The 24,494-nt window shown below is 62.3% G+C and carries 20 protein-coding genes and 1 tRNA gene; 8 read left to right on the top strand and 13 right to left on the bottom strand.

All coding sequences use genetic code 11. From position 1 onward, the window contains the following. Nucleotides 1-29: 29 nt before the first annotated feature. Genes WCL10_RS08195 through WCL10_RS08175 form a run of 5 tightly spaced genes read right to left on the bottom strand, consistent with a single transcriptional unit; the run spans nucleotide 30 to nucleotide 7,533 of the window. On the bottom strand, nucleotides 30-2,486 hold the full coding sequence (locus tag WCL10_RS08195) for a TonB-dependent receptor (protein WP_336895136.1): 2,457 nt from the start codon (nucleotides 2,484-2,486) through the stop codon (nucleotides 30-32). A gap of 19 nt (nucleotides 2,487-2,505) precedes the next feature. Further along, nucleotides 2,506-4,923: an FAD-dependent oxidoreductase gene (locus WCL10_RS08190; RefSeq protein ID WP_336895135.1), complete on the bottom strand. Its 2,418-nt coding sequence runs from the start codon at nucleotides 4,921-4,923 to the stop codon at nucleotides 2,506-2,508. Beyond that, the gene (locus WCL10_RS08185; RefSeq protein WP_336895134.1) at nucleotides 4,923-5,819 is read right to left on the bottom strand and encodes a fumarylacetoacetate hydrolase family protein; all 897 of its coding nucleotides are present in this window, start codon (nucleotides 5,817-5,819) and stop codon (nucleotides 4,923-4,925) included. The genes WCL10_RS08190 and WCL10_RS08185 overlap by 1 nt, the downstream gene beginning before the upstream one ends. Then, nucleotides 5,819-6,610, bottom strand: a complete 792-nt coding sequence (locus WCL10_RS08180; protein ID WP_336895133.1) for a fumarylacetoacetate hydrolase family protein — start codon at nucleotides 6,608-6,610, stop codon at nucleotides 5,819-5,821. Before WCL10_RS08180 ends, WCL10_RS08185 begins: the two co-directional genes overlap by 1 nt. Nucleotides 6,611-6,618: 8 nt before the next feature. Continuing rightward, on the bottom strand, nucleotides 6,619-7,533 hold the full coding sequence (locus WCL10_RS08175) for a branched-chain amino acid transaminase (RefSeq protein WP_336895132.1): 915 nt from the start codon (nucleotides 7,531-7,533) through the stop codon (nucleotides 6,619-6,621). 200 nt (nucleotides 7,534-7,733) lie between these two features. Between WCL10_RS08175 and purU the strand changes: the two genes are divergently transcribed. The 8 genes from purU to WCL10_RS08135 all read left to right on the top strand — a co-directional run bounded on the left by purU (nucleotide 7,734) and on the right by WCL10_RS08135 (nucleotide 14,445). Then, complete coding sequence (gene purU, locus WCL10_RS08170; protein WP_336895240.1) at nucleotides 7,734-8,567, top strand: formyltetrahydrofolate deformylase; 834 nt, start codon at nucleotides 7,734-7,736, stop codon at nucleotides 8,565-8,567. Nucleotides 8,568-8,617: 50 nt separating this feature from the next. After that, complete coding sequence (locus tag WCL10_RS08165; RefSeq protein ID WP_336895131.1) at nucleotides 8,618-9,925, top strand: aspartate aminotransferase family protein; 1,308 nt, start codon at nucleotides 8,618-8,620, stop codon at nucleotides 9,923-9,925. A 432-nt stretch (nucleotides 9,926-10,357) separates the two neighbouring features. Continuing rightward, a complete protein-coding gene (locus WCL10_RS08160) occupies nucleotides 10,358-10,522 on the top strand; it encodes a hypothetical protein (protein ID WP_336895130.1) in 165 nt (54 codons plus the stop codon). 130 nt (nucleotides 10,523-10,652) lie between these two features. Beyond that, nucleotides 10,653-10,817: a hypothetical protein gene (locus tag WCL10_RS08155; RefSeq protein ID WP_336895129.1), complete on the top strand. Its 165-nt coding sequence runs from the start codon at nucleotides 10,653-10,655 to the stop codon at nucleotides 10,815-10,817. Further along, nucleotides 10,771-11,939, top strand: a protein-coding gene (locus WCL10_RS08150; RefSeq protein WP_336895239.1) for an IS3 family transposase whose coding sequence is annotated in 2 segments (ribosomal slippage) — nucleotides 10,771-11,032 and nucleotides 11,032-11,939 — 1,170 coding nt in all. Because the reading frame shifts where the segments join, the coding sequence is not laid out codon by codon here. Before WCL10_RS08155 ends, WCL10_RS08150 begins: the two co-directional genes overlap by 47 nt. Nucleotides 11,940-12,087: 148 nt before the next feature. Beyond that, on the top strand, nucleotides 12,088-12,291 hold the full coding sequence (locus WCL10_RS08145; protein ID WP_336895128.1) for a hypothetical protein: 204 nt from the start codon (nucleotides 12,088-12,090) through the stop codon (nucleotides 12,289-12,291). A gap of 370 nt (nucleotides 12,292-12,661) precedes the next feature. Continuing rightward, a tRNA-OTHER gene (locus WCL10_RS08140) sits at nucleotides 12,662-12,727 on the top strand. A 341-nt stretch (nucleotides 12,728-13,068) separates the two neighbouring features. Continuing rightward, a complete protein-coding gene (locus tag WCL10_RS08135; RefSeq protein WP_336895147.1) occupies nucleotides 13,069-14,445 on the top strand; it encodes an IS1182 family transposase in 1,377 nt (458 codons plus the stop codon). A 332-nt stretch (nucleotides 14,446-14,777) separates the two neighbouring features. Here the strand turns inward: WCL10_RS08135 and WCL10_RS08130 are convergent. The 8 genes from WCL10_RS08130 to WCL10_RS08095 form a co-directional block, all read right to left on the bottom strand. Next, nucleotides 14,778-15,949, bottom strand: a protein-coding gene (locus WCL10_RS08130) for an IS3 family transposase (RefSeq protein WP_336895146.1) whose coding sequence is annotated in 2 segments (ribosomal slippage) — nucleotides 14,778-15,685 and nucleotides 15,685-15,949 — 1,173 coding nt in all. Because the reading frame shifts where the segments join, the coding sequence is not laid out codon by codon here. A gap of 367 nt (nucleotides 15,950-16,316) precedes the next feature. Next, nucleotides 16,317-17,909, bottom strand: coding sequence for a sulfotransferase (locus WCL10_RS08125; protein ID WP_336895145.1), 1,593 nt, complete (start codon nucleotides 17,907-17,909; stop codon nucleotides 16,317-16,319). Beyond that, nucleotides 17,896-18,432 carry a hypothetical protein gene (locus WCL10_RS08120; RefSeq protein ID WP_336895144.1) on the bottom strand — a complete coding sequence of 179 codons (537 nt, stop codon included), beginning with the start codon at nucleotides 18,430-18,432 and terminating at the stop codon, nucleotides 17,896-17,898. Before WCL10_RS08120 ends, WCL10_RS08125 begins: the two co-directional genes overlap by 14 nt. Continuing rightward, entirely contained in the window at nucleotides 18,425-21,187 is a 2,763-nt protein-coding gene (locus WCL10_RS08115; RefSeq protein ID WP_336895143.1) for a 2Fe-2S iron-sulfur cluster-binding protein, read from the bottom strand. The genes WCL10_RS08120 and WCL10_RS08115 overlap by 8 nt, the downstream gene beginning before the upstream one ends. Continuing rightward, a complete protein-coding gene (locus tag WCL10_RS08110) occupies nucleotides 21,184-21,444 on the bottom strand; it encodes a sarcosine oxidase subunit delta (RefSeq protein ID WP_336895142.1) in 261 nt (86 codons plus the stop codon). The genes WCL10_RS08115 and WCL10_RS08110 overlap by 4 nt, the downstream gene beginning before the upstream one ends. A gap of 1 nt (nucleotide 21,445) precedes the next feature. After that, the gene (locus tag WCL10_RS08105) at nucleotides 21,446-22,729 is read right to left on the bottom strand and encodes a sarcosine oxidase subunit beta family protein (protein ID WP_336895141.1); all 1,284 of its coding nucleotides are present in this window, start codon (nucleotides 22,727-22,729) and stop codon (nucleotides 21,446-21,448) included. Continuing rightward, nucleotides 22,726-23,733: an agmatine deiminase family protein gene (locus WCL10_RS08100; RefSeq protein ID WP_336895140.1), complete on the bottom strand. Its 1,008-nt coding sequence runs from the start codon at nucleotides 23,731-23,733 to the stop codon at nucleotides 22,726-22,728. The genes WCL10_RS08105 and WCL10_RS08100 overlap by 4 nt, the downstream gene beginning before the upstream one ends. Further along, on the bottom strand, nucleotides 23,720-24,424 hold the full coding sequence (locus WCL10_RS08095; protein ID WP_336895139.1) for a GntR family transcriptional regulator: 705 nt from the start codon (nucleotides 24,422-24,424) through the stop codon (nucleotides 23,720-23,722). Before WCL10_RS08095 ends, WCL10_RS08100 begins: the two co-directional genes overlap by 14 nt. Between the last annotated feature and the right edge of the window lie 70 nt (nucleotides 24,425-24,494).

Genomic DNA, 24,494 nt, shown 5'->3' with positions numbered 1-24,494 from the left:
GGGCACCAACCGGTGACCGCGCCGCTCATTTAATGCCGGATCGAGACCGTCACACCGACCGTGCGCGGCGTACTGACGAATTCGACCGGGTCATAGGTCTGCGCCAGCGCTTCGCCCGCCGGATCGGCGAACCGGTTATAGTAGCGCGAATAGGCGCTCACGCCCTTTTCGTTGAGGATGTTCCGCGCAAAGACCTTGAAGGTGATCTTGTCGGTCGCGTCATAAGAGAGAAATCCGTTGACCATCCCATAGCCGCTCAAGCGCCGGTATGCCGCGGTGTTCGTGACGATCTGGTTGTTGAAGCTGGACCGATAATTGCCGTCGAGGTGGACATTGATGGCATGCCCGTTGCCGATCGGCACAGGCAAATCCGCTCCTAAACTAAGCTGGTGTTTGGAAACGCCCGGCAGGCTGGTGCCCTTGACGCCATCGAACCCGCCCGGCCGCGTGAAGCTGTCGGTCAGCACTGAATCGGTATAGGCATAGCCGCCGTTCAGGTTGAGCTGTCCGATCCGGACGCCTGCTTCCAGCTCGAACCCCTGCGAGCGGGCTCCCTCGCCATTGACGATGATCGGTGTGCCTGCCGCCGAGCTGACGCTCAACTGGATGTCGGTCCAGTCGATCTTGTACACCGCGGTCGAGTAATGAAAGCTGCCGATTTTGCCCTTCACGCCGAGCTCGTAATTATTCGCACGATCCGACTTGTATGGAATGAGATCGGCTGAATCGCACAGGCCACAGGTGCCGACCGGAAATGCGTTTGCCCCGCCTGCCCGGAAGCCCTGGCTGAAGGTGAAATACGCCAATTGGTCGGGCGCGAAATCCCAGCTGGCGTTGGCTTTAAAGATATGATCGCTAAACGATCGCGCACCCTGGCCCGTCGACGTACCAAGCGAATCGGACCCGAAAGTGGTGCCGGCATAATAATAATGCTGTACCGTATCCTGCCGGAATTTTTGCCAGAACTGGCGGAACCCGCCGGTGATTTTCACGGCAGGGGTGATCTTGTAGCTCAGCTCGCCAAAGGCGGCGACGTCCCGGAAGCGAACGTTGCGGCTGAAATCGAACGCCGTGTCGATCGGCCGGTTAGGCACAGTGCCGGGCGGCGTACCGCCGAAAAACGCCGGTACGTCATCGACGAAGCGGCCGCCCGCATCGCCCGAGCCGGGCAGGTTGGCCCAGGACGTAATCCCAGGGATTATGTCGTACTGGAAGACGGAACTCTTGCGGTATTGATAGTAACCGCCAAGAACATAATTGAACCGGCCATCACCCGGCGAGACGATGCGCACTTCTTCCGTAAACGCCCGGTCCTTATAGGCATTGTAATCGATATCCGACAGTCGGGGGAACCCACCATAATAATAGGGCAGGTTCTCCACGATGCCGCTATTGTCATACTGACCATCGGTATCGACCTGATAATAGCTCGACGACGAGGTCAACGAGGCGAAGCCGAGCTCGACGATCGCGGTTGCGGAATAAAGATCGGTTTCGGTGGTGCTCGGTTCCACGCCGACATGGCGCAGCAACTGATAGTCCGACCCTGGATATTCGTAGTTGAACCCGTTGCTGTCGTCGCGCTGATGCTGATAGGCGAGTTCGAGATCGATCGGGTCGATCGGGCGCCAGCGCAAGGCCGCACGGACGCTCCAGCTTTTGCCCGCATTAACATCTCTCAATGACCGGGTAGTAAAACCGCTCGTGACGGGGTTGGCCGGATCGGCGAGCACAGGCTGCGGCGAATTGGCTCCCGCCCCCGGCGTGTACACCACCGCTTGGGTTGCGTCGATAAAGCCCGCGGCCCGCTCGTAACTGCCCGACACGCGAAGCGCGAGTGTTTCGCCGAACGGCACGTTGACGGTTGCGTTGAAGTTGTAGTTCGGCTCATGCGCGTTTTGCGTGCCGGAGACACCGCCTTCGGCATTATAGTCGAAGCTCTTGAAATCGGGCCGATTATGGATCGTCCGGATGGTCCCTCCGACCGAACCGGCACCGAACAACGTGCCTTGCGGCCCTCGCAATACCTCGACGCGATTGACGTCGATCAGCTTCAGATTCACGAATAGCGGCGTTTCATCGATATAGCTCGAAACCGCCGAACCGCCGAGATTGGGAAAGCTGCTCGACAAGCTGTTTAGTGACGACGTGTTGACGCCGCGAATGATAAAGCTGTTGTTGATGCTGTTACCCCGCTGCCCGTAATCGGGGCCCGCGAGACCCGGGACCAGCGCGCGGATCTGGTTGATGTCGGTGATTCCGGATCGCGCCAGCGTGTCCGCGCCAACGGCCGATATATTGTACGGGACGCGCAGCGTGCTTTCAGCGCGCCGTGTTGCCGTCACGATGATGTCGCCGGTATCGACCGGCGCGGCATCGGCCTGGCTTGCGTCGGTCGGCGGTGCTGGAGCCTCCTGGGCCGCGGCGATTGAGGAATATGACGCCAGGATCGTTCCCAGGGCCGTTCCGAGTAAGAGCTGTTTCATAACCTCCCCTTTGTCGAACTCATGATCTCATCTTGAGCCCCGCCGGATCATAGGCCGGTGCTTTGCGCACTCTGGCCGGACGGTTGTCGCCCAGTATTTCCACCTGCAAATCGTCTTCGGTGCCGGCGTCGGCATCGAGATAGCCAAGCGCCACGCAGTGGCCGACACGGTGCCCGAAGGCAGCCGATGTAATGAAGCCGACCACGGCATCGCCGCTCACCACCGGCTCGCCGCCCCAGGGCTCGGCATTGTCGGTGTCGATATCGAACATCGTATAGTGGCGGCGCGGCGCGGTATCGCGCGCAGCCAGCGCGGCCGCTCGTCCGACGAATTCGCCTTTGTCAAACTTCAACAACCGGGACATGCCCGCCTCGACTGGATCATAATCAGGCGAATATTCCAGCCACCATGCGCCGTAACCCTTCTCGATCCGCATCGCGTCGAGCGCACGAACCCCGGCCAGCGTGAGCCCAAGATCCGCCCCGGCGGCAAGCAACGCGTCGAGCAACGGGCGGTGGCCTGTGCCGGGCAGCAGGATTTCGAACCCGAGCTCGCCGGTATAGGCGAGACGCATCAGAATCGCCTCGGCGGTCGGGCCAATCGCGATGCGGCGCACCTTCGCATAAGGCAGCGTTTCCGCCGAGACGTCCTCATCGGTCAGCCGGCCAAGCAGCGCGCGCGCATTGGGGCCCGAGATCGAGAAGCCGGTATGCGAGGCGGTGAGACTGTGCACCTCGACCCCCGACGCAGGGAGATAATCCTGCCAATAACGGTGGTGGAAGCGATCAGCCGAGCCCGATCCGGTTAGGATGAACTCGTCAGCCGCAAGCCGAGCGACGGAGAATTCTCCGAGCAGCCGCCCTCTGGGGCTGAGCATCGGCGTGAGCGCGATCTGGCCGTCCTTCGCGGGCATGCGATTGGCCATCATCCGCTCGAGCCAGCCGAGCGCGCCCGAACCGGCCACGCGGTGCTTGCCGTAGGTTGAAATGTCGATCAGCCCAACACCGGCTGCCGTACCGCGGCACTCCGCGCCCACCGGCGCAAACCAATTGGGCCGCCGATACGTCAGCGAATCACGCGCCTCCACGTCCTTGGGGGCGTACCACAAAGGGAATTCGAGGCCGTCGCTGGCACCGGAAACGGCACCCTTTGCCTGCAGAGTCTCATAGGCGTTGGTCGTCCTGACCGGACGGCCGGCCTCGCGCGCCTCATAAGGGTAAACGGTCTTGAAGCGCGTGGCGTACATGTCGCCGGTGCGCGCCCTGACATAGTCCTTGCCGGCCCAGCGACCGTAGCGCGCGACATCCCACATGAAGACGTCCATCGGCGGCTCGCGCTCGGTCATCCATGCCGCCAGCACCATGCCGATCGCCGCCGATTGCGAAAAGCCGCTCATCACACCGCAGGCGGTCCAGTAATTGGCCTTGCCGGGATAGGGCCCGATTAGCGGCGCCAGATCGGGCGAGAAGATCATCGGCCCATTAATGACGCGCTTGATCCCCGCCCGGCCCAGGCAAGGCACGCTCTCGACCGCCTGCATCAGGTTGCTCTCGATGCGCTCGACGGCGTTGGGCAACAATTCGTGGCCGAAATCGAGCGGCGTCGATCGCTCGGCCCAGTGCGTGCAGGGGCTTTCATACACCCCCAGCAGCAGACCCTTCATTTCCTGCCGCATATAATATTCGGCATCGGCATCCGTAATCAGCGGCAGTTCGAAGCCGAGCGCCTCGATCTCGGGAATGCTTTCGGTGACCAGATAATGATGCTCGACCGGCATCAGCGGCAGATAGACGCCCGCCAGCTGCGCCACTTCGCGCGCCCACAAACCCGCCGCGTTGACGATCCTCTGGGCATGGATCGTGCCTTGCGGGGTGACCACGTCCCAGCTCAGATCGGGCCGTTGATTGGTCTCCAGGACCGGCGTCTGCAGCACGATCTGCGCACCAGCGGCACGCGCGCCGGCGGCAAAAGCGTAAGTCACGCCTGAGGGATCGACATGGCCATAGGAGGGCTCGAACAAGGCTGCCTTGACCGTCGCCGGGTCCATCACCGGCGCCTTTTCGAGCAATTGTTCGGCCGTCAGCCAATGCGTTTCGACACCGTTGCGCTTGGCCAGCACATGGTGGAGCTTCATTTCCTCGACCCGCTCGTCGGTGCGACCGATGGAGATTTCGCCGACATGATGGAAGCCGCAGGATTGCCCCGTTTCGGCTTCCAGCTTGGGATACATCTCGAAACTATATTTGTGCAGGAACGTGGCGTTGGCGCTGCCGCCAAAGGCACCCGTGCCGCCCGCCGCGTGCCAGGTCGAACCCGCAGTCAGCTGGGTGCGCTCGAGCAGAACCACGTCCTTGATGCCCGCCCGGGCGAGATGATAGGCGATGCTGCACCCGGTGACGCCACCGCCGATGATCACCACGTCGGCGGTCGTCTTCATCAATAGGCCTCTTGCACGGTATTGCGGATCATGCCGAGGCGTTCGATCTCGACTTCGACAACATGGCCGGCGCGCAACCAGCGCGGCGGGGTGTGCGCCTTAGCGACGCCCGCCGGCGTACCGGTGGCGATGATGTCGCCGGGCTTCAACGTCATGATCCGGGACAGAAAGGCGATGATGTCCGCCACGCCGAAGATCATCGACGCAGTGTTACCATTTTGCAGAACTTCGCCGTCGACGCGGGTCTGGACGCGCAGATTCTGGATATCGTCGATTTCATCCATCGTCACGACCGCCGGACCGCACGGCGCGAAGGTGTCGATTGCCTTGCCGCCGGTCCATAACTGGTTGGCAAGCTGCAGGTCGCGGGCCGACACATCGTTGAACACCATCGCACCGGCGACGTGCGACAGCGCATCGGCGCGATCGATGTAGCGGCCCGCGGTACCGATCACGATCGCCAATTCGGCCTCGTAATCGACTTCGTTGGTGTCGCGCGGCGGCACGATGTCATCGGCGGCCCCGCCAAGCGAATTGGCGTATTTGGCAAAGAAGATCGGGGCGGGCGGCGGTGTAGCACCGACCTCCTCGGCGTGATCATGATAGTTCAGCCCGATGCAGACGATTTTCTCCGGGTCGGGGATCGGCGGCCCGAGGCGGAGCGACCCCAGTGCATGGACATTGCCGGACGCCTGCATTTGGCTCAGCTCCGACGCGCTGACTTGTCCGAGGGTGCCGATTTTCGCGCCGAGCGCGCCGATCAGCCGTCGGTTGCTCGATGCGTCGACGTCGAGGCCTCGCGAGGCCAGCAGTGCCTGGGTATCGACCACTTGGTCCCCAATCAGCAGGCCCGGATGCCATGCGCCGGCAAATTCGAACGAAACCAGCCGCGCCATCAGACAAACTCCAGATTGATTGTGCCGAGCACGCCAAAAGTCGCGGTAAGGCGAGAGCCCTTTTGCACGGCAACCGAGCGGACCGGCGAGCCGGTAATGACGATGTCGCCGGCCGCAAGTTCTCCGCCCAGGCCACTGAGCTCGGGCAGCTTGTTTGCCAGCCATGCGAGCGGCGCGGCGGGATGCCCCATCACATCGGCCGCCGGTGCCGCGCCATGCTCGCCGTCGACGCTCTGCGTGATCTCGATCGCGGCGTAATCGATTGTCCCAGGATCGAGCGCAATGTCGCCCAGCACCACATAGCCCGCCCCGGCATTGTCAGCGAGTGAGTCGGTCGCCTTGGCGCGCATCGCGCCGACGCGGCTGTCGATCACCTCGATCGCGGCATAGACTTTCGAGCATGCTGCAATCGCCTGCTCGACCGTCACGCCCGGGCCCTTGAGCGGGCGGGCCAGCTCGAAGGCAAGCTCCGGCTCAGCCCGCGTGTTGGCCTTGCCGGTCACCATCACCGGCTTGTTTGCGGGGAGGAACATGGTGTCGAGCAGGATTCCGAAATCGGGGCCGGTCATGCCGTACATTTCCTGCATCGCCGTCGAGGTGAAGCCGATCTTGTGGCCGCGCGGCTTTCCCCCGTCGGCAATCAGCCGATCGACCAGCTTCCGGCGAACCCTGTAAGCGTCCTCGAAGCCATAATCGGTCGTTTCGCTGGGCGGATCGATCCCGACGCCCGCTTTCACCGCGGCAAACAGACGATCGGCAAGCGCCTCGTGCTGCGCGTCGCTCAGCTTCATTATCGCGCTCACAGCGCCTCGACCCAATGCCGATATTGGTCGATCCGGCCGTGAACCGTCTCAGCAAAGATTTCCTGCAAGCGGCTTCCGATCGGCCCCGGAAAACCGACCTCGCGGTCATCGACCGACGCCACCGAGGCGACTTCGGATGCGGTTCCGCACACGAAAATCTCATCGGCGATATAGAGATCGGCCCGTGAGAGATTGGCAACGCGGACATCCAGACCGAGATCCTCGGCCATCGTTCGGATGGTGTTGTGCGTCAGCCCTTCCAACGCCCCGGCCGATACCGGCGGAGTGAAGATCACGCCGTCGCGCACGACAAAGATATTTTCCGCCGTGCACTCCGCGACCAGCCCTTGCGGGTTGAGCATGATGCAGTCGTCATAGCCGGCCTTACGCGCTTCGGCCTTGCCGAGCGAGGAATTGACGTAATTGCCGATCGTCTTGGCCTCGGGCGGCATGATATTATGGTCATGGCGCCGCCACGACGAAACCTTCATCCGCAGGCCGCGCTTGTTGGTGCTGTCCCCGCGTACCGAAGCCCACGGCCAGCACATCACCGCGATATCCACCTCGCAATTGACGGTATCGAGACCGAGTTCGCCATAACCATAATAGGCCAGCGGCCGGACATAGCAGCTCGACAGCCCCGATGCCGCGACCACGTCGCGGCAAGCCCGCACGATCTCGGCGACCGAATAGGTCATTGGCATGCCCAGAATATGGCCCGAGCGATACAGCCGTTTGATGTGATCGGTCAGGCGGAAAAAACCGGGGCCCTGTGCGGTTTCATAGACGCGGATGCCCTCGAACGTGCCGGTGCCATAATGCAAGGTATGCGTGGCAATATGGACGGTCGCGTTGGCCCAATCGACCATTTCACCGTTCATCCAGATTTTTTTGGTCGGCGTGAGCGGCATTTACCCCCCCTTTCTTTGAACATCCTCTGTTTTTATATTCGACATGTCAAGTAAATTTCGACATATTGTGCGAAACTGCGGTTTGGCGACGTGCCGGTTACCGCAAACATGAGGAGCGCCGGGTGGCTAAAGCGACAAACCGCGAGACACAGGCTTTGTCCTACCTCCAAAATGGTCCCGCGCCGGGGTCATTGGTGCTGATGGTGCAATGCCCCGATGTGAAGGGGGTCGTCGCTGCGGTCGCGGGATATCTTGCCGCGCAGGACTGTTCGATCAGTGAGTCACATCAGTTCAATGATGCAGGCTCGGGTCAATTCTTCATGCGCGTCGCCTTTCGACCGGGTGCGGCAGCCCCTTCCATCGATCATCTCGAAGCGAGCTTCACTCCCATCGCAGCGCAATACGGCATGGAATGGTCGCTGCATGACATCGGCAGTCGGCCAAGGGTGGTGATTGCGGTGTCGAAATTCGGTCATTGTCTCTTCGACCTTCTTCACCGATGGCGCACCGGTCTGCTCAAGGTCGATATTGTCGCCGTCATTTCCAATCATGACGATATGCGATCCTTCACCGAATGGTGCGGCCTGCCCTATATCCACCTGCCGGTCGATCCGGCCGACAAGACGGCACAGCAGACGCGCTTTATTGAGGTTGTCGAGGAATGCCGCGCCGATGTCGTCATCCTGGCGCGCTACATGCAGATCCTTTCTCCCCAGATGTGCGAGGCACTGCTGGGCAAATGCATCAATATCCATCATTCTTTTTTGCCCAGCTTCAAGGGTGCCAGGCCCTATCATCAGGCCCATGGCCGGGGTGTGAAAATCATCGGCGCGACCGCCCATTATGTGACCACGGATCTCGACGAGGGCCCGATCATCGAACAGGGGGTAGAGCGCGTGTCGCACGCGCTTGGCCCCGAGGCGCTGGTCAATACCGGGCGGGACATCGAATGCGCGGTCCTCGCGCGAGCGGTGACTTGGCATTTGGAGCGGCGCGTCATGCTCAACGGCAATCGTACGGTCGTATTCGCCTGACCGGGCCGTGATGGTTCCCACCTGAAATCCGACATAGCAATGAGGTTTCCATGAACACGCCCGATTTCGACGCCTGGTGGATGCCCTTCACGGCCAATCGCCAGTTCAAAGCGCAGCCGCGGCTGCTTACTGAAGCGCGTGGCATGTTCTACCGCTCGGCGGATGATCGCGAGATCCTCGACGGGACGGCCGGCTTGTGGTGCGTGAATGCCGGGCATGGCCGCGAAGAGATTGCCGATGCGGTGTCCCGCCAGATCCGCACGATGGATTTCGCCCCGGCTTTTCAGATGGGGCATCCCATCGCGTTCGACTTTGCGGCCCGGCTGGCCGAAATCGCCCCCGCGGAGATGGACCGGATTTTCTTCACCGGATCGGGCTCGGAATCGGTCGACACCGCGCTGAAGATCGCGCTCGCCTATCAGCGCGCGATCGGACAGGGCACGCGCACGCGCTTCATCGGACGCGAACGCGGCTATCATGGTGTCGGGTTCGGCGGGGTTTCGGTCGGTGGCATCGTCAACAACCGGCGCGTATTCACCAGCCTGCCCGGTGTCGATCACCTGCGCCATACCCATGATCTCGCGCGCAATGCGTTCAGCGCCGATGTGCCGGAACATGGCGCCGAACTGGCCGACGATCTCGAACGTCTCGTCCAGCTGCACGGTGCCGAGACGATCGCGGCGGTGATCGTCGAACCCGTCGCCGGCTCGACCGGCGTGCTGCTGCCGCCAAGCGGCTATCTCGAGCGATTGCGAGAGATCGCGACCCGACACGGCATCTTGTTGATCTTCGATGAAGTCATCACCGGGTTCGGACGGCTCGGTACGCCGTTCGCGGTCGATTATTTCGGGGTGAAGGCGGACCTGATCACCACTGCCAAGGGCCTCACCAACGGCACCATCCCGATGGGCGCGGTGCTGTGCAGCCGAGCCGTCCATGACGGGATCGTCGCGGGGCCGGAAAATGCCATCGAACTATTCCACGGATATACCTATTCGGGCCACCCCGTAGCCTGCGCCGCCGGTCTGGCGACACTCGATATCTATCGACAGGAAGCGTTGCTGACACGCGGGGCCGGGCTTGCCGCGGCTTGGCGCGACCAGCTGCTCGGCTTGCGGGGCGCGCCGCATGTGATCGACGTTCGCACGATTGGTCTGGTCGCCGGGGTCGAGCTCGCGCCGCGCGGCGGGGCACCGGGTACGCGCGCGTACGATGTGTTCGTCGATTGCTTCCGCTCAGGTCTGCTGGTGCGCACAACGAGCGACATCATCGCACTGTCGCCGCCGCTAATCATCGAGCTCGACCAGATCGGCCGCATCGTCGAGACGTTGAGGGCGGCATTGAACAAAGTAGGTTGACCTAAAGCGCAAAGCCGCTGCAGGCAAATGGAGCCAGCGGTGAGGCACGGAGCCGCCATGGCGAACCGCTGCAAAGCCTCGGCGTGCGCCACCTGCGCGCGCCTAAGCAAACCGGCCGTTTTTCAACCAAGTCACCTTGGGATCCTAAATCGCGTTATTGCCATACTATCCGTTTCAAGGTGAGGATCGTTCGACGGTGAGCGGCAAGGACCAATGGGAACACCCGCCATATTGCGGCGACCATCCCCGCTCTTTGAGGCGCTAGTCCTTTCCGGCCTGCGGCCTTCCACGATCAACCCGCAAGGGGTCCGCTATGCAAGCATGCGGCCGCTTGTCGCTGCGCTCTGTCGCGGTGACCGCGGCCGCTGGCCGGATGCGTCGGCGCCTGTCGAGCGGGGATGGCCCCCGCTCCTCGAACGACAGGAGCCAATCATGTCTCTCGATGCCGCCCAGCGCTACGCCTGGAACCTCGCCTGCACCCTCAAGGTAATCATCATCCTGATCGCCACCGACCAGGGATATAAGGTGATGACCAGCGACGACTATGACGGCGACGTCGAGAGGATCGTCCGGGAATACGATCCGTGGAGCGCGTAATCGCCTCCACCAACTTCATTGATTTGGTCGGCGCCGGATTTCCTCCGGCGCTCATTTTTGCTATGATCGATCCCGCGCTGTGGTGGCAGGTGGAGGCGCGTCCGATCATCCATGCGAAGGACGCGACACCATGTTCATCACCTTGCCCCTGGCGCTGATCGGCGTCGGTTTCATGATCTACCTGCTGATCTGCCCCCTTCTGAGTGGTCCAAAATCTCTGTTATTTTGGATCATGAAGGAGTTTGGAAATGGGCAAGAGGCACAAGCCGGAAGAGATCATCGGCAAGCTGCGTGAGGCGGAGATCGTGCTGGCGCAGGGCGGGACGACCGCGGATGCGTGTCGGCGGATCGCCGTTACCGAGCAGACCTATTATCGCTGGCGCAAGGAATATGGTGGTCTGAAGACCGACCAGGCGCGGCGGATGAAGGATCTGGAGAAGGAGAACCTGCGGCTTCGGCGGGCGATTTCTGACCTGACGCTCGACAAGCTGATCCTGCAGGAGGCGGCGCGGGGAAACTTCTAAGCCCCGCGCGCCGACGGCGCTGCATCGATCATGTTCGTAGCACCCTGGCGGTATCCGAACGACGGGTCTGCCGGGTGCTCGGCCAGCATCGATCGACGCAGCGCAAGGTGCCGCGCGGGGCAGATGACGAGGCAGCTCTCACCGATGATATCATTGCCCTGGCGCGGCAATATGGTCGCTATGGCTATCGCCGGGTGACGGCTTTGCTGCGCGACGCGGGCTGGACGGTCAACCGCAAGCGGGTCGAGCGTATCTGGCGACGCGAGGGCCTGAAGGTGCCGCAAAAACAGCCCAAGCGGGGCCGGCTGTGGCTGAACGATGGCTCATGCATCCGGTTGCGGCCCGAGTATCCGGGACACGTCTGGGCATACGACTTCGTCGAGGGGCGTACCCATGATGGCCGCAAGTTCCGCATCCTGACGATTATCGATGAGGCCAGCCGCGAATGCCTCGCCCTGATCGTGGCGCGGCAGCTCAAACACGAAGATGTGCTGGCGGCCCTGGCCGACTTGTTCATCGCTCGCGGGCCACCGGCCAATATCAGGTCCGATAATGGCAGCGAATTTATCGCGACGGCGGTCCAGAAATGGCTCGGACGGATCGGCGTCACGACGCTCTACATCACCCCGGCGTCGCCATGGGAGAACGGCTACAACGAGAGCTTCAACGGCTCGCTTCGCGACGAGCTGCTCAATGGCGAGATCTTCTACAGTCTCGCCGAAGCAAAGGTACTGATCGAAGCCTGGCGGCGGCATTACAACACGATCCGCCCCCACAGCAGCCTAGGCTACCGACCGCCGGCCCCGGAAACGGCTTCTCCGCCATTGCCACCTTCCGGTTCCGCTTCGCTCCACCTCCAGGCGGCAATGGCAACGGCGGCGACAATGCACTAACAATCAACACGGGCCACTCAGTGGGGGCCGGTCAGACGGAGAGGCGCTGATTGCGACGATAGAGCGTCACCTGCCGCTTCCTGCCGCGCAGCGCAGCGTCCTCGCCCCCCGATTCGTCGCTGTCGTCCCCGCGAAAATCAAGGGGAGCGTGATCTTCGCTGTTCTTCAGGGGTTGGTCGGCGGCCTTGTTTTCTGGTTCCTCGGGATCGCCGGCGCGCTGTTGTGGGGCGTGCCGGTGGACATATCTTCGCTGTTCCTGGTGATCGGCACTGGGCTGATCTGGTTGCCCGTTACCATTTATCTGGCCGCCATGGGAGGTATCTGGCGCGCTGCTGGTCGAGATTCACTTTAAAACAAGTGGTCAGCAAATCGCCCGTAGAGTCGGACTGTAGTCATCATTCAAAAGACTGCCGACTAGCGACAGCCGAGTGTCCGCCTTCGCAACAGCGCTCCGCCGTTCGCAATACCCTAAACTTCCGGCATCGGCCAAATTTTTCCGTCCGCGTTCCACGTTCAGCACCTGAATGTATGGCAGGTCTTGATGGGCACGATTCAAGCCGTGAACGGCGACCTTTTTTGACGAAGGCGGAGTGGCAGCTTCAGATACGACGGTAGTCTCCAGACTCTTACCACGGGAGCTGACAATCGACGATTGCTCCCCTGCCCTGCCCTGCCCTACCCTGGACTGGACCGGACCGGACCGGACCAAAACGGACAAACCTGGACGCATACGGACGCAAACCCTCTTAATCAGCGGGTCCTAGGTTCGAGCCCTAGTGCGTCCACCAAAATATCCTTTTTGTTCAATGACCTAGAGCTCAGTGAGCAAGGCATCATCGGCCATGGTTTTCGTCTAGGTAGCTTTCTAGGTAGCTCAGCGCAGAGCTCATAATTCAGATCTGTCGGCCGGACGTGTATGGGAATCGCATTGGGTTGATGGTCCGATATCGGCTCGAGCCTAAGGTCGGCTGGCTCGCTGCCAAGTTACCAATCCCAAGACCAGCTATTTGTTCATCGTTGCCAACGGGTAATGGCGAATGACCGATGTTGGGCGATTGTGTTGAAAAACTCGGCCTTGCAGTAACTGCGCAGTCCTGATTCACTGGATCTGTCGTTGGGAGACAGGCTGATGATGGGCAATCGGACGGTCATGCAGGAGGCGCTGTTTTACAGCTTCAGCCTGGAGGACCATGTGCCGCAAAACCACTTGTTGCGGGCAGTTGACCGATTTGTGGACTTGAACGGCATCCGGGAGAACCTCCGACCATTTTACAGCGGGACGGGCCGCCCTTCAATCGATCCCGAGCTCATGATCCGGATGCTGCTCATTGGCTATTGCCTGGGCATCCGGTCAGAGCGGCGCCTCTGCGAGGAAGTGCACCTTAACCTGGCCTATCGCTGGTTCTGTCGCCTCGGTCTTGACGGAGCGGTGCCGGATCATTCGACCTTCTCCAAGAACCGCCACGGCCGCTTCCGGGATAGTGACCTGCTGCGGGACCTGTTCGAGATGACCGTCACTCGCTGTATCGAGGAGGGATTGGTCGGTGGCGAGGGCTTTGCCGTCGACGCCAGTCTGATCAAAGCCGACGCGAACCGCCAGCGAGGTGTGCCCGGCGAGGAAGGCTTGCCCCCGGACATCGTCAACCATGCTGCCCGGGAGTACCTGGAGGTACTTGATGCAGCAGCGTTCGGCGCAGCATCGCCCGTCACGCCCAAATCTCTGTCGCCTGCCGATCCTGCAGCGCGCTGGACAAGCGCACATGGCGGGCAAGCCTTCTTCGCTTACAGCACCAATTATCTCATCGATTTGGCAAACGCCGTGATTGTTGATGTCGAAGCCACCACGGCCATCCGCCCAGCTGAGGTGACAGCGCAGCGAATTATGATCGACAGGACGCAGGAGCGCTTTGGCATCTGGCCGCAGCGTCTGGCCGCCGATACCGGCTATGGCGATGCCGCCAATATTGCCTGGCTCGTCCATGAGCGAGGTATCGAACCGCACATTCCCATCTTCGATCACGTGGGTCGCCGGACTGGAAGTTTCCAACGCACCGAGTTCCGCTACGACCATCACAATGATCTCTACGTATGTCCTGGCGGCAAAAACCTCGTCCAGCACCGCAGGGACTATGCGATCCCACGGCCCGGCGTCGATAAGGACGGCTTCATCCGTTACCGCGCCAGTAAACATGACTGCGACGCCTGCGTCCTCAAGCCGCAATGTTGCCCCGGTCAGCCCAGCCGCAAAGTGGCCCGATCTCTCCACGAAGGCGCACGTGACTTGGCAAGGGATCTGTCCAGAACCGACGCCTATGTCACATCCCGCCGCGAGCGAAAAAAGGTAGAGATGCTGTTCGCGCACCTCAAGCGCATCCTGAGGCTGGACCGCCTGCGCCTGCGAGGTCCAAACGGCGCAAGAGACGAATTCCTCCTAGCCGCCACCGCTCAAAACCTCCGCAAGATGGCTAAGCTGATCCCGATGCCCGCCGCCCCAGCACCCGCATAACCGGGGACGAGCCCTCCAGACCGTGCCTAAGCTGGCACTAGCCTCGATCTCAGCGGCGAGTTTTTCAACACAATCGGGCCTTTGCAGACGTTGGCTGTCGTAGGGTGCGCGCTCCAAAGGCGACGTTCGATTCGGCAGATGTCGTAAAAAAAGCGGTCGTTGAGGCCCGAAGACGGTAGCGCCGGTAACTGCCCCCCGTTATGATTATCAAGTCGCTCTGAGTGACTCATCGCGAGACCTTTGTCGTTCCTCCGCTCCGGAACGAGATGCGCATGTTTTGGGCAAAGCAGCTGGTAGCTGACCGGCCCCCGCTGAGTGGTCCGTGTTGATTGTTAGTGCATTGTCACCTCCATCGCCAGTGTCGCCCGGAGGTGGAGCGAAGCGGAACCGGAGGGCGGCACTGGCGATGGGACGGCCTCCGGGGCCGGTGGGCGGTAGCCCAGGCTGCTGTGCGGGCGGACCGTATTGTAATGACGCCGCCACGCTTCGATCAGCACCCGGGCCTCGGCGAGGCTATAGAAGATTTCGCCATTGAGGAGTTCGTCGCGCAGCGACCCGTTGAAGCTCTCGTTATAGCCGTTCTCCCATGGCGACCCCGGCGCAATATAGAGGGTCGTGACGCCGATCTGAGCGAGCCATTTCTGGACCGCCGTCGCGATAAATTCGCTGCCATTGTCAGACCTGATATTCGCCGGCGGACCGCGCGCGATGAACAGATCGGCAAGAGCTGCCAGCACATCCTCGTGTTTGAGCTGACGCGCGACGATCAACGCTAGGCATTCCCGGCTGGCCTCGTCGATGATCGTCAGGATGCGGAACTTGCGACCATCATGGGTGCGACCTTCTACAAAGTCGTAGGCCCAGACATGGCCCGGATACTCCGGACGCAGCCGGATACATGACCCATCGTTCAGCCAGAGCCGACCGCGCTTGGGCTGCTTTTGCGGTACTTTCAGACCCTCACGCCGCCAGATGCGCTCCATGCGCTTGCGGTTCACCGCCCATCCCGCCGAACGCAGCAGTGCCGTCACCCGGCGATAGCCATAGCGACCATATTGCTTGGCCAAGGCGATGATGTCCTCGGTCAACGCCTGTTCGTCGTCCGCCCCACGCGGCACCTTGCGCTGCGTCGATCGATGTTGTCCGAGCACGCGGCATATCCGCCGCTCGGACACCGGCAGCACCTGCCGTACATGATCGATACACCGACGCCGTCGCGCGGGGCTCAGAAGTTTCCCCGTGCTGCCTCCTGCAGGATCAGCTTGTCGAGCGTCAGATCCGAGACCGCGCGCCTGAGCCGGAGGTTCTCCTTCTCCAGATCCTTCATCCGCCGCGCCTGGTCGGTCTTCAGTCCTCCATACTCCTTGCGCCACCGGTAATAGGTCTGCTCGCTGACAGCGATCCGGCGACACGCCTCAGCGGTCGAGGCACCCTGCGCCAGCACGATCTCCGCCTCACGCAGCTTGCCGATGATCTCTTCCGGCCTGTGCTTCTTGAACGGCATTCCCAGTCTCCTTCATGATCCAAAATAACAGATATTTTGGACCACTCAGAAGGGGGCAGATCAGCCTCAACAATTTGTTTATACGGTCGTAAACGTCCGACGAGGCCCATCATGTGGCAAGCCGCCGTTCCGCTTCCGCTCCAAAGCGGTCGTGCTGCTTTCCACCCGTTCGAGCCTTTCCGCTGCCCGATGTCGCCAGCGATTACGTGAAACCGGACGTGGCAATCTGAGGAAAAGCCGACAGGCCATTTTCGAACCCCCAGTGACACAAAGCACCGGGGGCTTCAATTAACGCAAGCGAAGGGTGGGACGGCAGCGCTTGCACCAATAAACCGGTGCTGCGCTGTTGCGCGGAGATTTCGCAAGGTCATTCGAACGTATCTTTTGTCGAACCATATAACAGACCGTTAAAAAAAGGTGTTAAAAATAACTGATAATTTTGCCATAACTCAACTGAACGGTCATGGATCGGCTCGCGCACTTGGGCAGCGCTGTGGGTCGATGAGGCAGCAGCGTTTTCGTGAGGGCGCAAGCAGGCTGCATCCCAATCGAGCGCGCAATGCGCGATCAGACGGCGCGTCTCGGCCTCGGGTTGGGTCACCAGCCGCTCGTAACGCACGACGGCTAGGCGATCGCCCAACACCCGCTCCCAATGGTCCGACAATGCCTCGAATGCCGCGACATAGCAGCCAAGTTCGTGCAGATCGTAAGAGAAGGGGTACCCTTGATTGAACAATGTTTTGAACATCGCGTACCCTGCAGCGCTGGGTTCACGTCGCAGCAGGACGAGATGGGCTTCCGGTAGGGTAGCGGCGATCAGGCCGGCGTATAGATAGTTGAGCGGCAGCTTGTCGACGAACGCCGTCGCGCGTCCCGCCAGCGGCCGGGTTCGATCGCGATAGAATGCTGCGATTGAGGCAAGATCGGCTTTGGCAGCCGCCGCGACAAAGCCCATCGTTGCCGCATCGGCGGTCTGGCGCAACCGTTCGACGGCGACGGGAAAATCGTTCAGTTCGCCAAGCGAGACGACCTGCGAATGGCTCGAGATGATACGCTCGACCAACGTCGTTCCCGATCGCGGCAATCCCATCACGAACACCGGCCTCGCGCCGCAGGGAGGGGCCGGCATCATTCGTCGTTCAAGCCATTGCGCGTCAAACGTTGCGATGATCTGGCCGATCCTGTCGATGTCGCGGCTGACGACATAATCGAATTGCCCACGCCGCAGTTTCGCGCCGCGGCTGAGTTCGGCAAAGCTTTCTTCCCACGCGCCCAAATCCTCCAATTCCTTGGCAAGCGCGTAGCGAAGCTGCACTTCGGCGGTCACATCGCGTAGCGGCTCGGCGAGACGTCGACGCAGGTCGGGCACATGATTGCGTGCGAGCGTCTGGCGGCGAAGCTGGGACCGCAGGCCGATTGCCTCCCAATCGCCGGGGCGCAGCACAATAACCCGATCGAGCAACGCTTCGGCTTCCTCAAGATCGCCGAGAAAGCGCCGGAGCACCGCTAAATTGAACAGGTAGCGCGGATCACCATCCAAGGCGGCCCCGGCATCCAGCATCACATCGAGCGCACAGGCATGTTCGTCAACCAGGATCAGGATATTGCCGAGCTCATGCTGCAACAAGGGGTAAGGCGCGCAGGACGGCCGGACGTCAAACAAGACATGTCGCGCTTCGGCGATCTGACCTAAAGCATGCAACACCCGGGCCTGGTGCAGGCGCAGCGCGGGATTGCCCGGGGCGATTGCCAGCCCGGCGTCGATTGCATCCAGCGCCTGTGCCGCGCGGCCGGATGTCAGCAGAAAGGTGCTGGCGGTCAACCAGCCGGGTGCAAAATCAGGATGGCGGGTGGTGAGTTCGGCTGTCGCCGCAGCGGCCGCCTTGCCGTCGCGCGCGGCTATCGCAATGCGGGCGCGACGATCGAGCGCGATTGCGGCGAGGGTTTCACCGTCCGCCACGGCGCCCTCCGCGATCAGATCGGAAATGAACCGCTTCCTCGAGCCAGACATGAAAGTCGCGCGAAAGGCTGCGGGCAACGCCGATCCCGAACCCGGCTTCCTCGCCCCTCAGCCGCCACACCAACAGATCGTACGGCCCTGCCGCGGTGATCGCGCAGGCAGTGCTGCCAAAGGCATCGGGTGCAAGGTCGATCGCGACCAGCGATGCCAGCACCTCGGGGGCTGCGGCACCACGTAAAGCGTAATATTGCCATACCGATTCGATCGCGCTCACCAGTGCCCGGTCGCCACACGCCTCCTGCAAAGCGCTGCGTTCGGGCAGCGTCGTTCCCAAGATGAACCAGCGGCTGGGCGCCACCCCCATAACGGTCACGACATCATGCGAGATCAATGCACAAGGCGGCGGCAGTCTGAACTCGAGCACCTTACGCAAATCCAGCGCTCGCTCCTTGGGACGGGCAGTAATCGCATAGCCTTGCAAGGCCAGGGGTTCGATCCGGACCCTATTTGCAGGATCAACCACGCGCGCGCTCGCCGGCGGGATCGTAGAATATCGGATCGACGACCACGACGGCTACTTTCTCGCCTTGCAAACCGTTCCACGCGACGAGTTCCTCGCCGTGACGCTCGGGTCCATGCTCCAGCAGCCCGATACCGATCCAGTCGGCCACGGCGGGCGAATAAGCAATCGAACTGACCCATCCCTGCGGGCGGCCAACATCGTCCGCGACAACGAGCTGCGCGCCCGCCGTCATCGGCACATCGGGGCGGAGCGAGCGCAACCCTACCAGCCGCGGCCGTGCCGACTCGTTCAGGGCCGGGCGCTCCGCCATTCGCCGGCCGATGAAATCCTTTTTCTTGGACAGCATCTTGCCGAGCCCGAGGTCGAAAGCGGTGTTGCGCCCGTCGATCTCGGCACCGGTTACATGGCCCTTTTCAAGCCGAAGGATGTTGAGCGCCTCAAGTCCATAGGGTGTCCCGCCGAGCGCCTCGAGCTCGGCCGCGAGGCGATTGCCCTGCTGCCCCGGCACCGCGAGTTCGAACGCCATCTCGCCGCTGAACGACAGGCGGAACAGGCGCGCCTCGGTCCCGCCCAGGACGGTGAGATTACGCGCCGACATGTGCGGGAAGACATCGCCGGCGGTCGACGACGGATCATCGACGATCTGTTGCAGAAGTGCGCGGGACTGCGGCCCGGCAATTGCGACCTGCGCCCATTGTTCAGTCACCGGTACGATCACCACATCAAGCTCGGGCCATAATATCTGGCGGCAATATTCAAGATTGCGCCCGACCGACTCGGCCATGGCGGAGCTGGTCGTCATCACATAATGATGCTCGGCAAGGCGCGCGGTGGTGCCGTCGTCATACGCGATGCCGTCCTCACGCAGCATGATGCCATAACGCGCCTTGCCCACCGCCAAGCTGCTGAACATATTGGCATAGACGCGATCCAGCAGCGTCCCGGCATCGGGCCCGAAAAGCTCATATTTGCCGAGTGTCGACACGTCGCAAAACCCGACGCCCTCGCGCACCGCCCGTGCCTCACGAACTGCGGATTCGAGCCAGCCAGTCTCGCTACCACGTGGAAAATAACTGGCGCGGCGCCATAGCCCGGTATTGGTGAACGCGGCACCGCGCTGTTCAGCCCATTGGTCGGTCGGGGTCCGGCGCAACGGCCTGAACGCAGCCTCGCGGTGATGCCCTGCCAGCGCGCCGATCGCGACGGGCACTGCCGGCCAGCGCGCCTGGGTTGGCTGAAGCGTGCCCTGCGACCGGCCGGCTCGCTTCGACAGCAGGGCAAGCCCGTTGGCGCTGGAGGTACGCCCCTGATCGGTCGCCATGCCCAGCGTAGTGTAACGCTTCAGATGTTCGGGGTGCGAAAACCCCTCGTTTGCCGCGGCGCGGATGTCGGCCGCGGTGACGTCGTTCTGGAAATCGACGAACGCCTTGGCATCGATCGTATCGATCGGCCAGTCCGGCGCCGCCCCGTCACTTTGCGCCGCGCCCCCGACCGCGACCATGGCCGTGCCGCCCGGTCCGGCGCGATAGAGGCTTCGTTCGGGCAGCGATCGCCCCGCCATGATCAACAGGTCGCAATCGAGCCGCCGGCTGGTTCCGTCGGCGCCGCGCACCGTCACTGATTTGAGCTGTTCGCCGCCGCGCGTATCGGCAATGCAGCCGCGAACCACCATGACGCCGTCCGCGCCCACGGGTGGGTCCGCCGCGTCGCGCGCATCGACGATGCAGGCAAGATCGATACCGCCGCGTTTCAGCGCTTCGACGGTCAGCGCGATATCCGGCTGGTCGGTGTAGATCGCCGCGCGAGTGCCGGGCCGCACCGCGAAGCGATCGATGTAGGTACGTACTGCCCCTGCCAGCATGATCCCGGGCCGATCATTGTTGCGAAAGACGAGCGGCTGCTCGCGGGCGCCCGTCGCCAGGATCGCGCGCCCGGCAACGATGCGCAACAGCCGTTGCCGGGGCGATGGCCCTTGCCCGTCGGAGACGATCTTTTCGACCGCCGAGTATATGCCGCCGTCATGCGCGCCGAGAACATGCGTGCGTGTCAGGATCGTTAATGAACCAGCATCGACCAGCGCGACAGCGCGGTGCTGCAGATCGGCGAGTTCGGCGGCACGATCCGGATGGCTCAACCACGATCCACCCGTCTCGAAATCGCGCTCGCACGCCAGCACCCGTGCCCCCGCCGCGACGGCGTCAATCGCGGCGGCAAGGCCGGCAGGGCCGCAGCCGATGATCAGGGCATCGCAGTGCAGCGTCGCCTTTTCGTACACATCCGGATCGGGCGCGGTGGCTGCGCGCCCCAGGCCAGCAGCGCGCCGGATCACCGGCTCGTACAGTCGCTCCCAGAAGGACGAGGGCCACATGAAGGTCTTGTAATAAAAGCCCGCCCCCAGGATCGGCGCGGCCAGTCCATTAAAGGCCAGCAAATCGTGGCGCAGCGAACCGAGTCGGTTCTGGCTGGAAGCGATCAGCCCGTCGGCCAGTTCGCATTCAGGCATCTTGATATTGGGTTCGCGCCGCGCACCGATGCCGATTTCGGCCAGCCCGTTGGGCTCGCTATCGTCCGCCGTCAGGAAACCGCGCGGTCGATGATATTTGAATGATCGGCCGACCAGCCGCACACCATTTGCGAGCAGGGCGGACGCTAGCGTGTCGCCCTGGAACCCTTGATAGTGACGGCCGTCGAACCGGAAACGCAGCGGCACTGTTCGGTCGATCCGGCCTCCGTTAGGCAATCGGAAAGCGTTCATCGCGCCGTGCCTTCCGCTGGCGATACGGAATGGATCGCGTGGGTGACGGTATCGCGCTCGATCTTCAGCCAGGTTCGGCAGCCAACGCCATGGAACCAGTATTCGGTATGCGCACCGGCGGGATTGTCGCGCAGGTAGACATAGTCGACCCAGGTCTCGATCGGCGCATCGGCGTCCGGCCGGCGCCGGGTCGCATCGCCGTAAAGGAAGAACTCTTCCAGCATACGCGGGCCGCAGATCGGGCAGTCGATCCGCATCTCAATGCGCTCCCGGAAGGGGGCCGGTGGCCTCTTCATCGAGCAGACGGCCGGTCGCAAAGCGATCGAGCCGATAGGCGGCGGCGAGCGGATGCGATCCGCCGGTGGCAATCAGGTGCGCCAGGCAAACTCCTGCCGCCGGTGTCGCCTTGAAACCGCCATAGCACCAGCCGGCGTTGAGCAGCAGCCCCGGCACCGGCGTTTTGTCGATGATCGGCGAACCGTCCATCGACATGTCCATCCGCCCCCCCCAGGCGCGCAAGATGCGCAGGCGACCGGCCGCGGGCATCAACGCCATTGCGCATTCGGCGACGCGCTCGACGATCGGCATGCCGCCGCGTTGCGCATAGCTGTTATACCCATCGAGATCGCCGCCGAATACCAGCCCGCCCTTGTCGGACTGGCTGATGTAAAAATGCCCGGCACCGAAGCTGACCACGGTATCGAGAAATGGCTTGATCCCTTCGGTAACGAAAGCCTGCAGCACATGCGTTTCGATCGGCAGCCGCAACCCGGCCAGCGCAGCGACGCGCGAGCTGTTACCGGCACAGGACAAAGCGATGACCGGCGCATCGATGGCGCCGCGAGATGTATCGACCCCCGTTACGTCACCTGCATTTGATCGGCGGATCGCGGTGACATCGCATTCCTGGATGATGTCGACGCCGAGACGGTCGGCGGCGCGGGCATAGCCCCAGGCGACGGCATCGTGGCGCACCGTTCCGGCGCGCGGCTGCACCAGCGCGCCGAGAATAGGAAAGCGCGCCGCATCGAAATTGAGGATCGGAATCCTGCGGCGCAACTGCGCCGCATTCCACAATTCGGAATCGATGTCGCGGGCGCGCAGGGCATTGCCGCGGCGTATTGCGGCATCGCGCTGCCCGTCGTCATGAAACAAGTTCACGATCCCGCGCTGGCTGACCATTACATTGTAGTTGAGTTCGCGCTCGAGCCCTTCCCACAATTTGAGGCTATATTCATAAAACGCGATATTGGCGGGGAGCAGATAGTTGGATCGCACCACCGTCGTGTTGCGGCCGACATTGCCGCCGCCGATCCACCCGCGCTCGAGCACCGCGACGTTGTTGATGCCATGCGTCTTCGCCAGATAATAAGCGGTGGCGAGACCGTGCCCGCCGCCGCCGACAATGATCGCATCGTAGCGCTTGCGCGGTTCGGGCGCGCGCCAGGCCGGGCGCCAGCCGGTATGGCCGCGCAGCGCCTCGCGGAGCAACGCGGCAACCGAATAGCGATCCGTCGGAGCCGGTGACCGCGCCAGACTCATCGATGTGCAGGGACTTGCTGGGTCAGACAGTGGATTGCCCCGCCCTGGACGAACCCGGCACGAAACGGAATGGGCACGACCTGCCGGCCAGGCAGATGACGACCAATCAGTTCCAGCGCAGTCTTGTCGAGATCGGGATCGGCCTCGCAGACCGGGACGATCACTGCGCCGTTACAGATATAGAAATTGAGATACGGCGCTTCGGCGAAGCGAACCTCGCTGGAGAAACCCGAAATATAGGGAAAGTCGAACACTTCGATGCCAGCGCCGCGCAACAAGCCGCGCGATATTTCGAGATGCTCGTAATCCTCATGCCCCGGCTCGACCTTGAACATCAGGGCCTTGTTCGGACCGACGAAATCGAAAAACAGATCGATATGGCCGTCGGTCCCCCAGACACGGTCGAGATCGAACTGTAGACCTTGCGGCAGGACGATTACCTGACGGGCGCCAAGCGCCTCGCGCAGCCGTTGGGTCGCCTGCTCGAGTGAGAGGTGCCAATTGCGCAGCGGATGCATCAGCACCGTCTCTGTCGTCACCACCGTGCCGCTATCATCCCATGCGATGCCACCGCCCTCGAGCACGAGATCGATCTGGCGCACGGGATCGCCCAAGGCTTCGGCGACAGATTTGCCCAGTGCAGCATCGCGGTCACGGTGTGCGTGGCGTTCCGCCCAGCCATTGAAGCGGAAGCTCACCGCTGTACGCCGCCCGTCTGCAAACACGTAGGTCGGGCCGTTGTCACGCACCCACGCGCCGTCCATCGGAATGACGATCGTTTCCACCGCCTGCGACACAAGCGCGCGGGCTGCAGCCTCGTCTTCAGCGGTCGCGCAGATCAGCGTAACGGGCTCAAACGCAGCGATGGCGTTCGCCACGGCAGCGAATTCGCGCCGGCCGGCGTCGTACATCGTGCCCCAGCTTGACGGCCGGCAGGGAAAGCCGATCAGCGTGCGCTCGTGCGGCTCCCATTCCGCAGGCAGGCTGATCTCAGAGGAGGACATGCGCTTTCTCCTTGCGCTCGAAGAATTTGAGTACGAGGTCGCGGGTCAGTCCGAGGTGCTGGCGGAGTTCAGCCACGGCGCCATCAGCATCGCGTGCCAGCGCCAAATCCGCCAGCCGCTGATGCTCGTTGCTGACCTCGCGGACCGGCTCTTCCATCGGCATGGACCAGCGCCGGTACACTTCGGCGGAGTCGCGCAGCAGATCGGCGAAATGCTTCAACCGCTGGGTCGAGGCGCCGCTGAGCAGTGCCATGTGAAAGGCGTGATGAGCTCTGCTCCACTCATCGGTCACCACCGCAGCACTGGCAGGATCGACCTTTTGCGTCCGCTCGAGCCGATGAAGCGCAGCTACGATTCCCGATTCCCACTCCAGCGAACCGTTCGTGACGGCATCGCGCAGCACTAGCCCCTCGATCACGCAGCGGCTTTCAGTCAAATCGATCAGATCCTCGGCGGAGATTTGCATGACGCGAAAGCCACGCTGTTCCTCGCTGACCACCAGCCGCTCGGCCGACAAGCGCATCAGCGCCTCGCGGATCACGCCCATGCTCACGCCATAGCCGGTGCGCAACTGTGCGAATTGCAGCGCTTGCCCCGGCGCCAAATTGCCGGCGAGAATGTCGGTCCGGATCAACTGATAGACCTGACCGTTTCTGGTTTCGCTCAGGCCTGTGTCGACAGAAGCAGCCATCCAAATCTCCTATGGTTTCGATATTCTCGATATTATCGAAACGGTGTGCGCTCCGGGGAATAGGACTGTC

The organism is Novosphingobium sp. (assembly GCF_037133355.1).
Taxonomy (GTDB): domain Bacteria; phylum Pseudomonadota; class Alphaproteobacteria; order Sphingomonadales; family Sphingomonadaceae; genus Novosphingobium.
This window is presented reverse-complemented; position numbering and strand designations above follow the sequence as displayed.

Excerpts from the sequence above, each read along its gene's own strand:
- WCL10_RS08195 (WP_336895136.1), bottom strand. The coding sequence starts at position 2,486 with ATGAAACAGCTCTTACTCGGAACGGCCCTGGGAACGATCCTGGCGTCA.
- WCL10_RS08190 (WP_336895135.1), bottom strand. The coding sequence starts at position 4,923 with ATGAAGACGACCGCCGACGTGGTGATCATCGGCGGTGGCGTCACCGGG.
- WCL10_RS08185 (WP_336895134.1), bottom strand. The coding sequence starts at position 5,819 with ATGGCGCGGCTGGTTTCGTTCGAATTTGCCGGCGCATGGCATCCGGGC.
- WCL10_RS08180 (WP_336895133.1), bottom strand. The coding sequence starts at position 6,610 with ATGAAGCTGAGCGACGCGCAGCACGAGGCGCTTGCCGATCGTCTGTTT.
- WCL10_RS08175 (WP_336895132.1), bottom strand. The coding sequence starts at position 7,533 with ATGCCGCTCACGCCGACCAAAAAAATCTGGATGAACGGTGAAATGGTC.
- purU (WP_336895240.1), top strand. The coding sequence starts at position 7,734 with ATGGTGCAATGCCCCGATGTGAAGGGGGTCGTCGCTGCGGTCGCGGGA.
- WCL10_RS08165 (WP_336895131.1), top strand. The coding sequence starts at position 8,618 with ATGAACACGCCCGATTTCGACGCCTGGTGGATGCCCTTCACGGCCAAT.
- WCL10_RS08160 (WP_336895130.1), top strand. The coding sequence starts at position 10,358 with ATGTCTCTCGATGCCGCCCAGCGCTACGCCTGGAACCTCGCCTGCACC.
- WCL10_RS08155 (WP_336895129.1), top strand. The coding sequence starts at position 10,653 with ATGTTCATCACCTTGCCCCTGGCGCTGATCGGCGTCGGTTTCATGATC.
- WCL10_RS08135 (WP_336895147.1), top strand. The coding sequence starts at position 13,069 with ATGATGGGCAATCGGACGGTCATGCAGGAGGCGCTGTTTTACAGCTTC.
- WCL10_RS08115 (WP_336895143.1), bottom strand. The coding sequence starts at position 21,187 with ATGAACGCTTTCCGATTGCCTAACGGAGGCCGGATCGACCGAACAGTG.
- WCL10_RS08110 (WP_336895142.1), bottom strand. The coding sequence starts at position 21,444 with ATGCGGATCGACTGCCCGATCTGCGGCCCGCGTATGCTGGAAGAGTTC.
- WCL10_RS08105 (WP_336895141.1), bottom strand. The coding sequence starts at position 22,729 with ATGAGTCTGGCGCGGTCACCGGCTCCGACGGATCGCTATTCGGTTGCC.
- WCL10_RS08100 (WP_336895140.1), bottom strand. The coding sequence starts at position 23,733 with ATGTCCTCCTCTGAGATCAGCCTGCCTGCGGAATGGGAGCCGCACGAG.
- WCL10_RS08095 (WP_336895139.1), bottom strand. The coding sequence starts at position 24,424 with ATGGCTGCTTCTGTCGACACAGGCCTGAGCGAAACCAGAAACGGTCAG.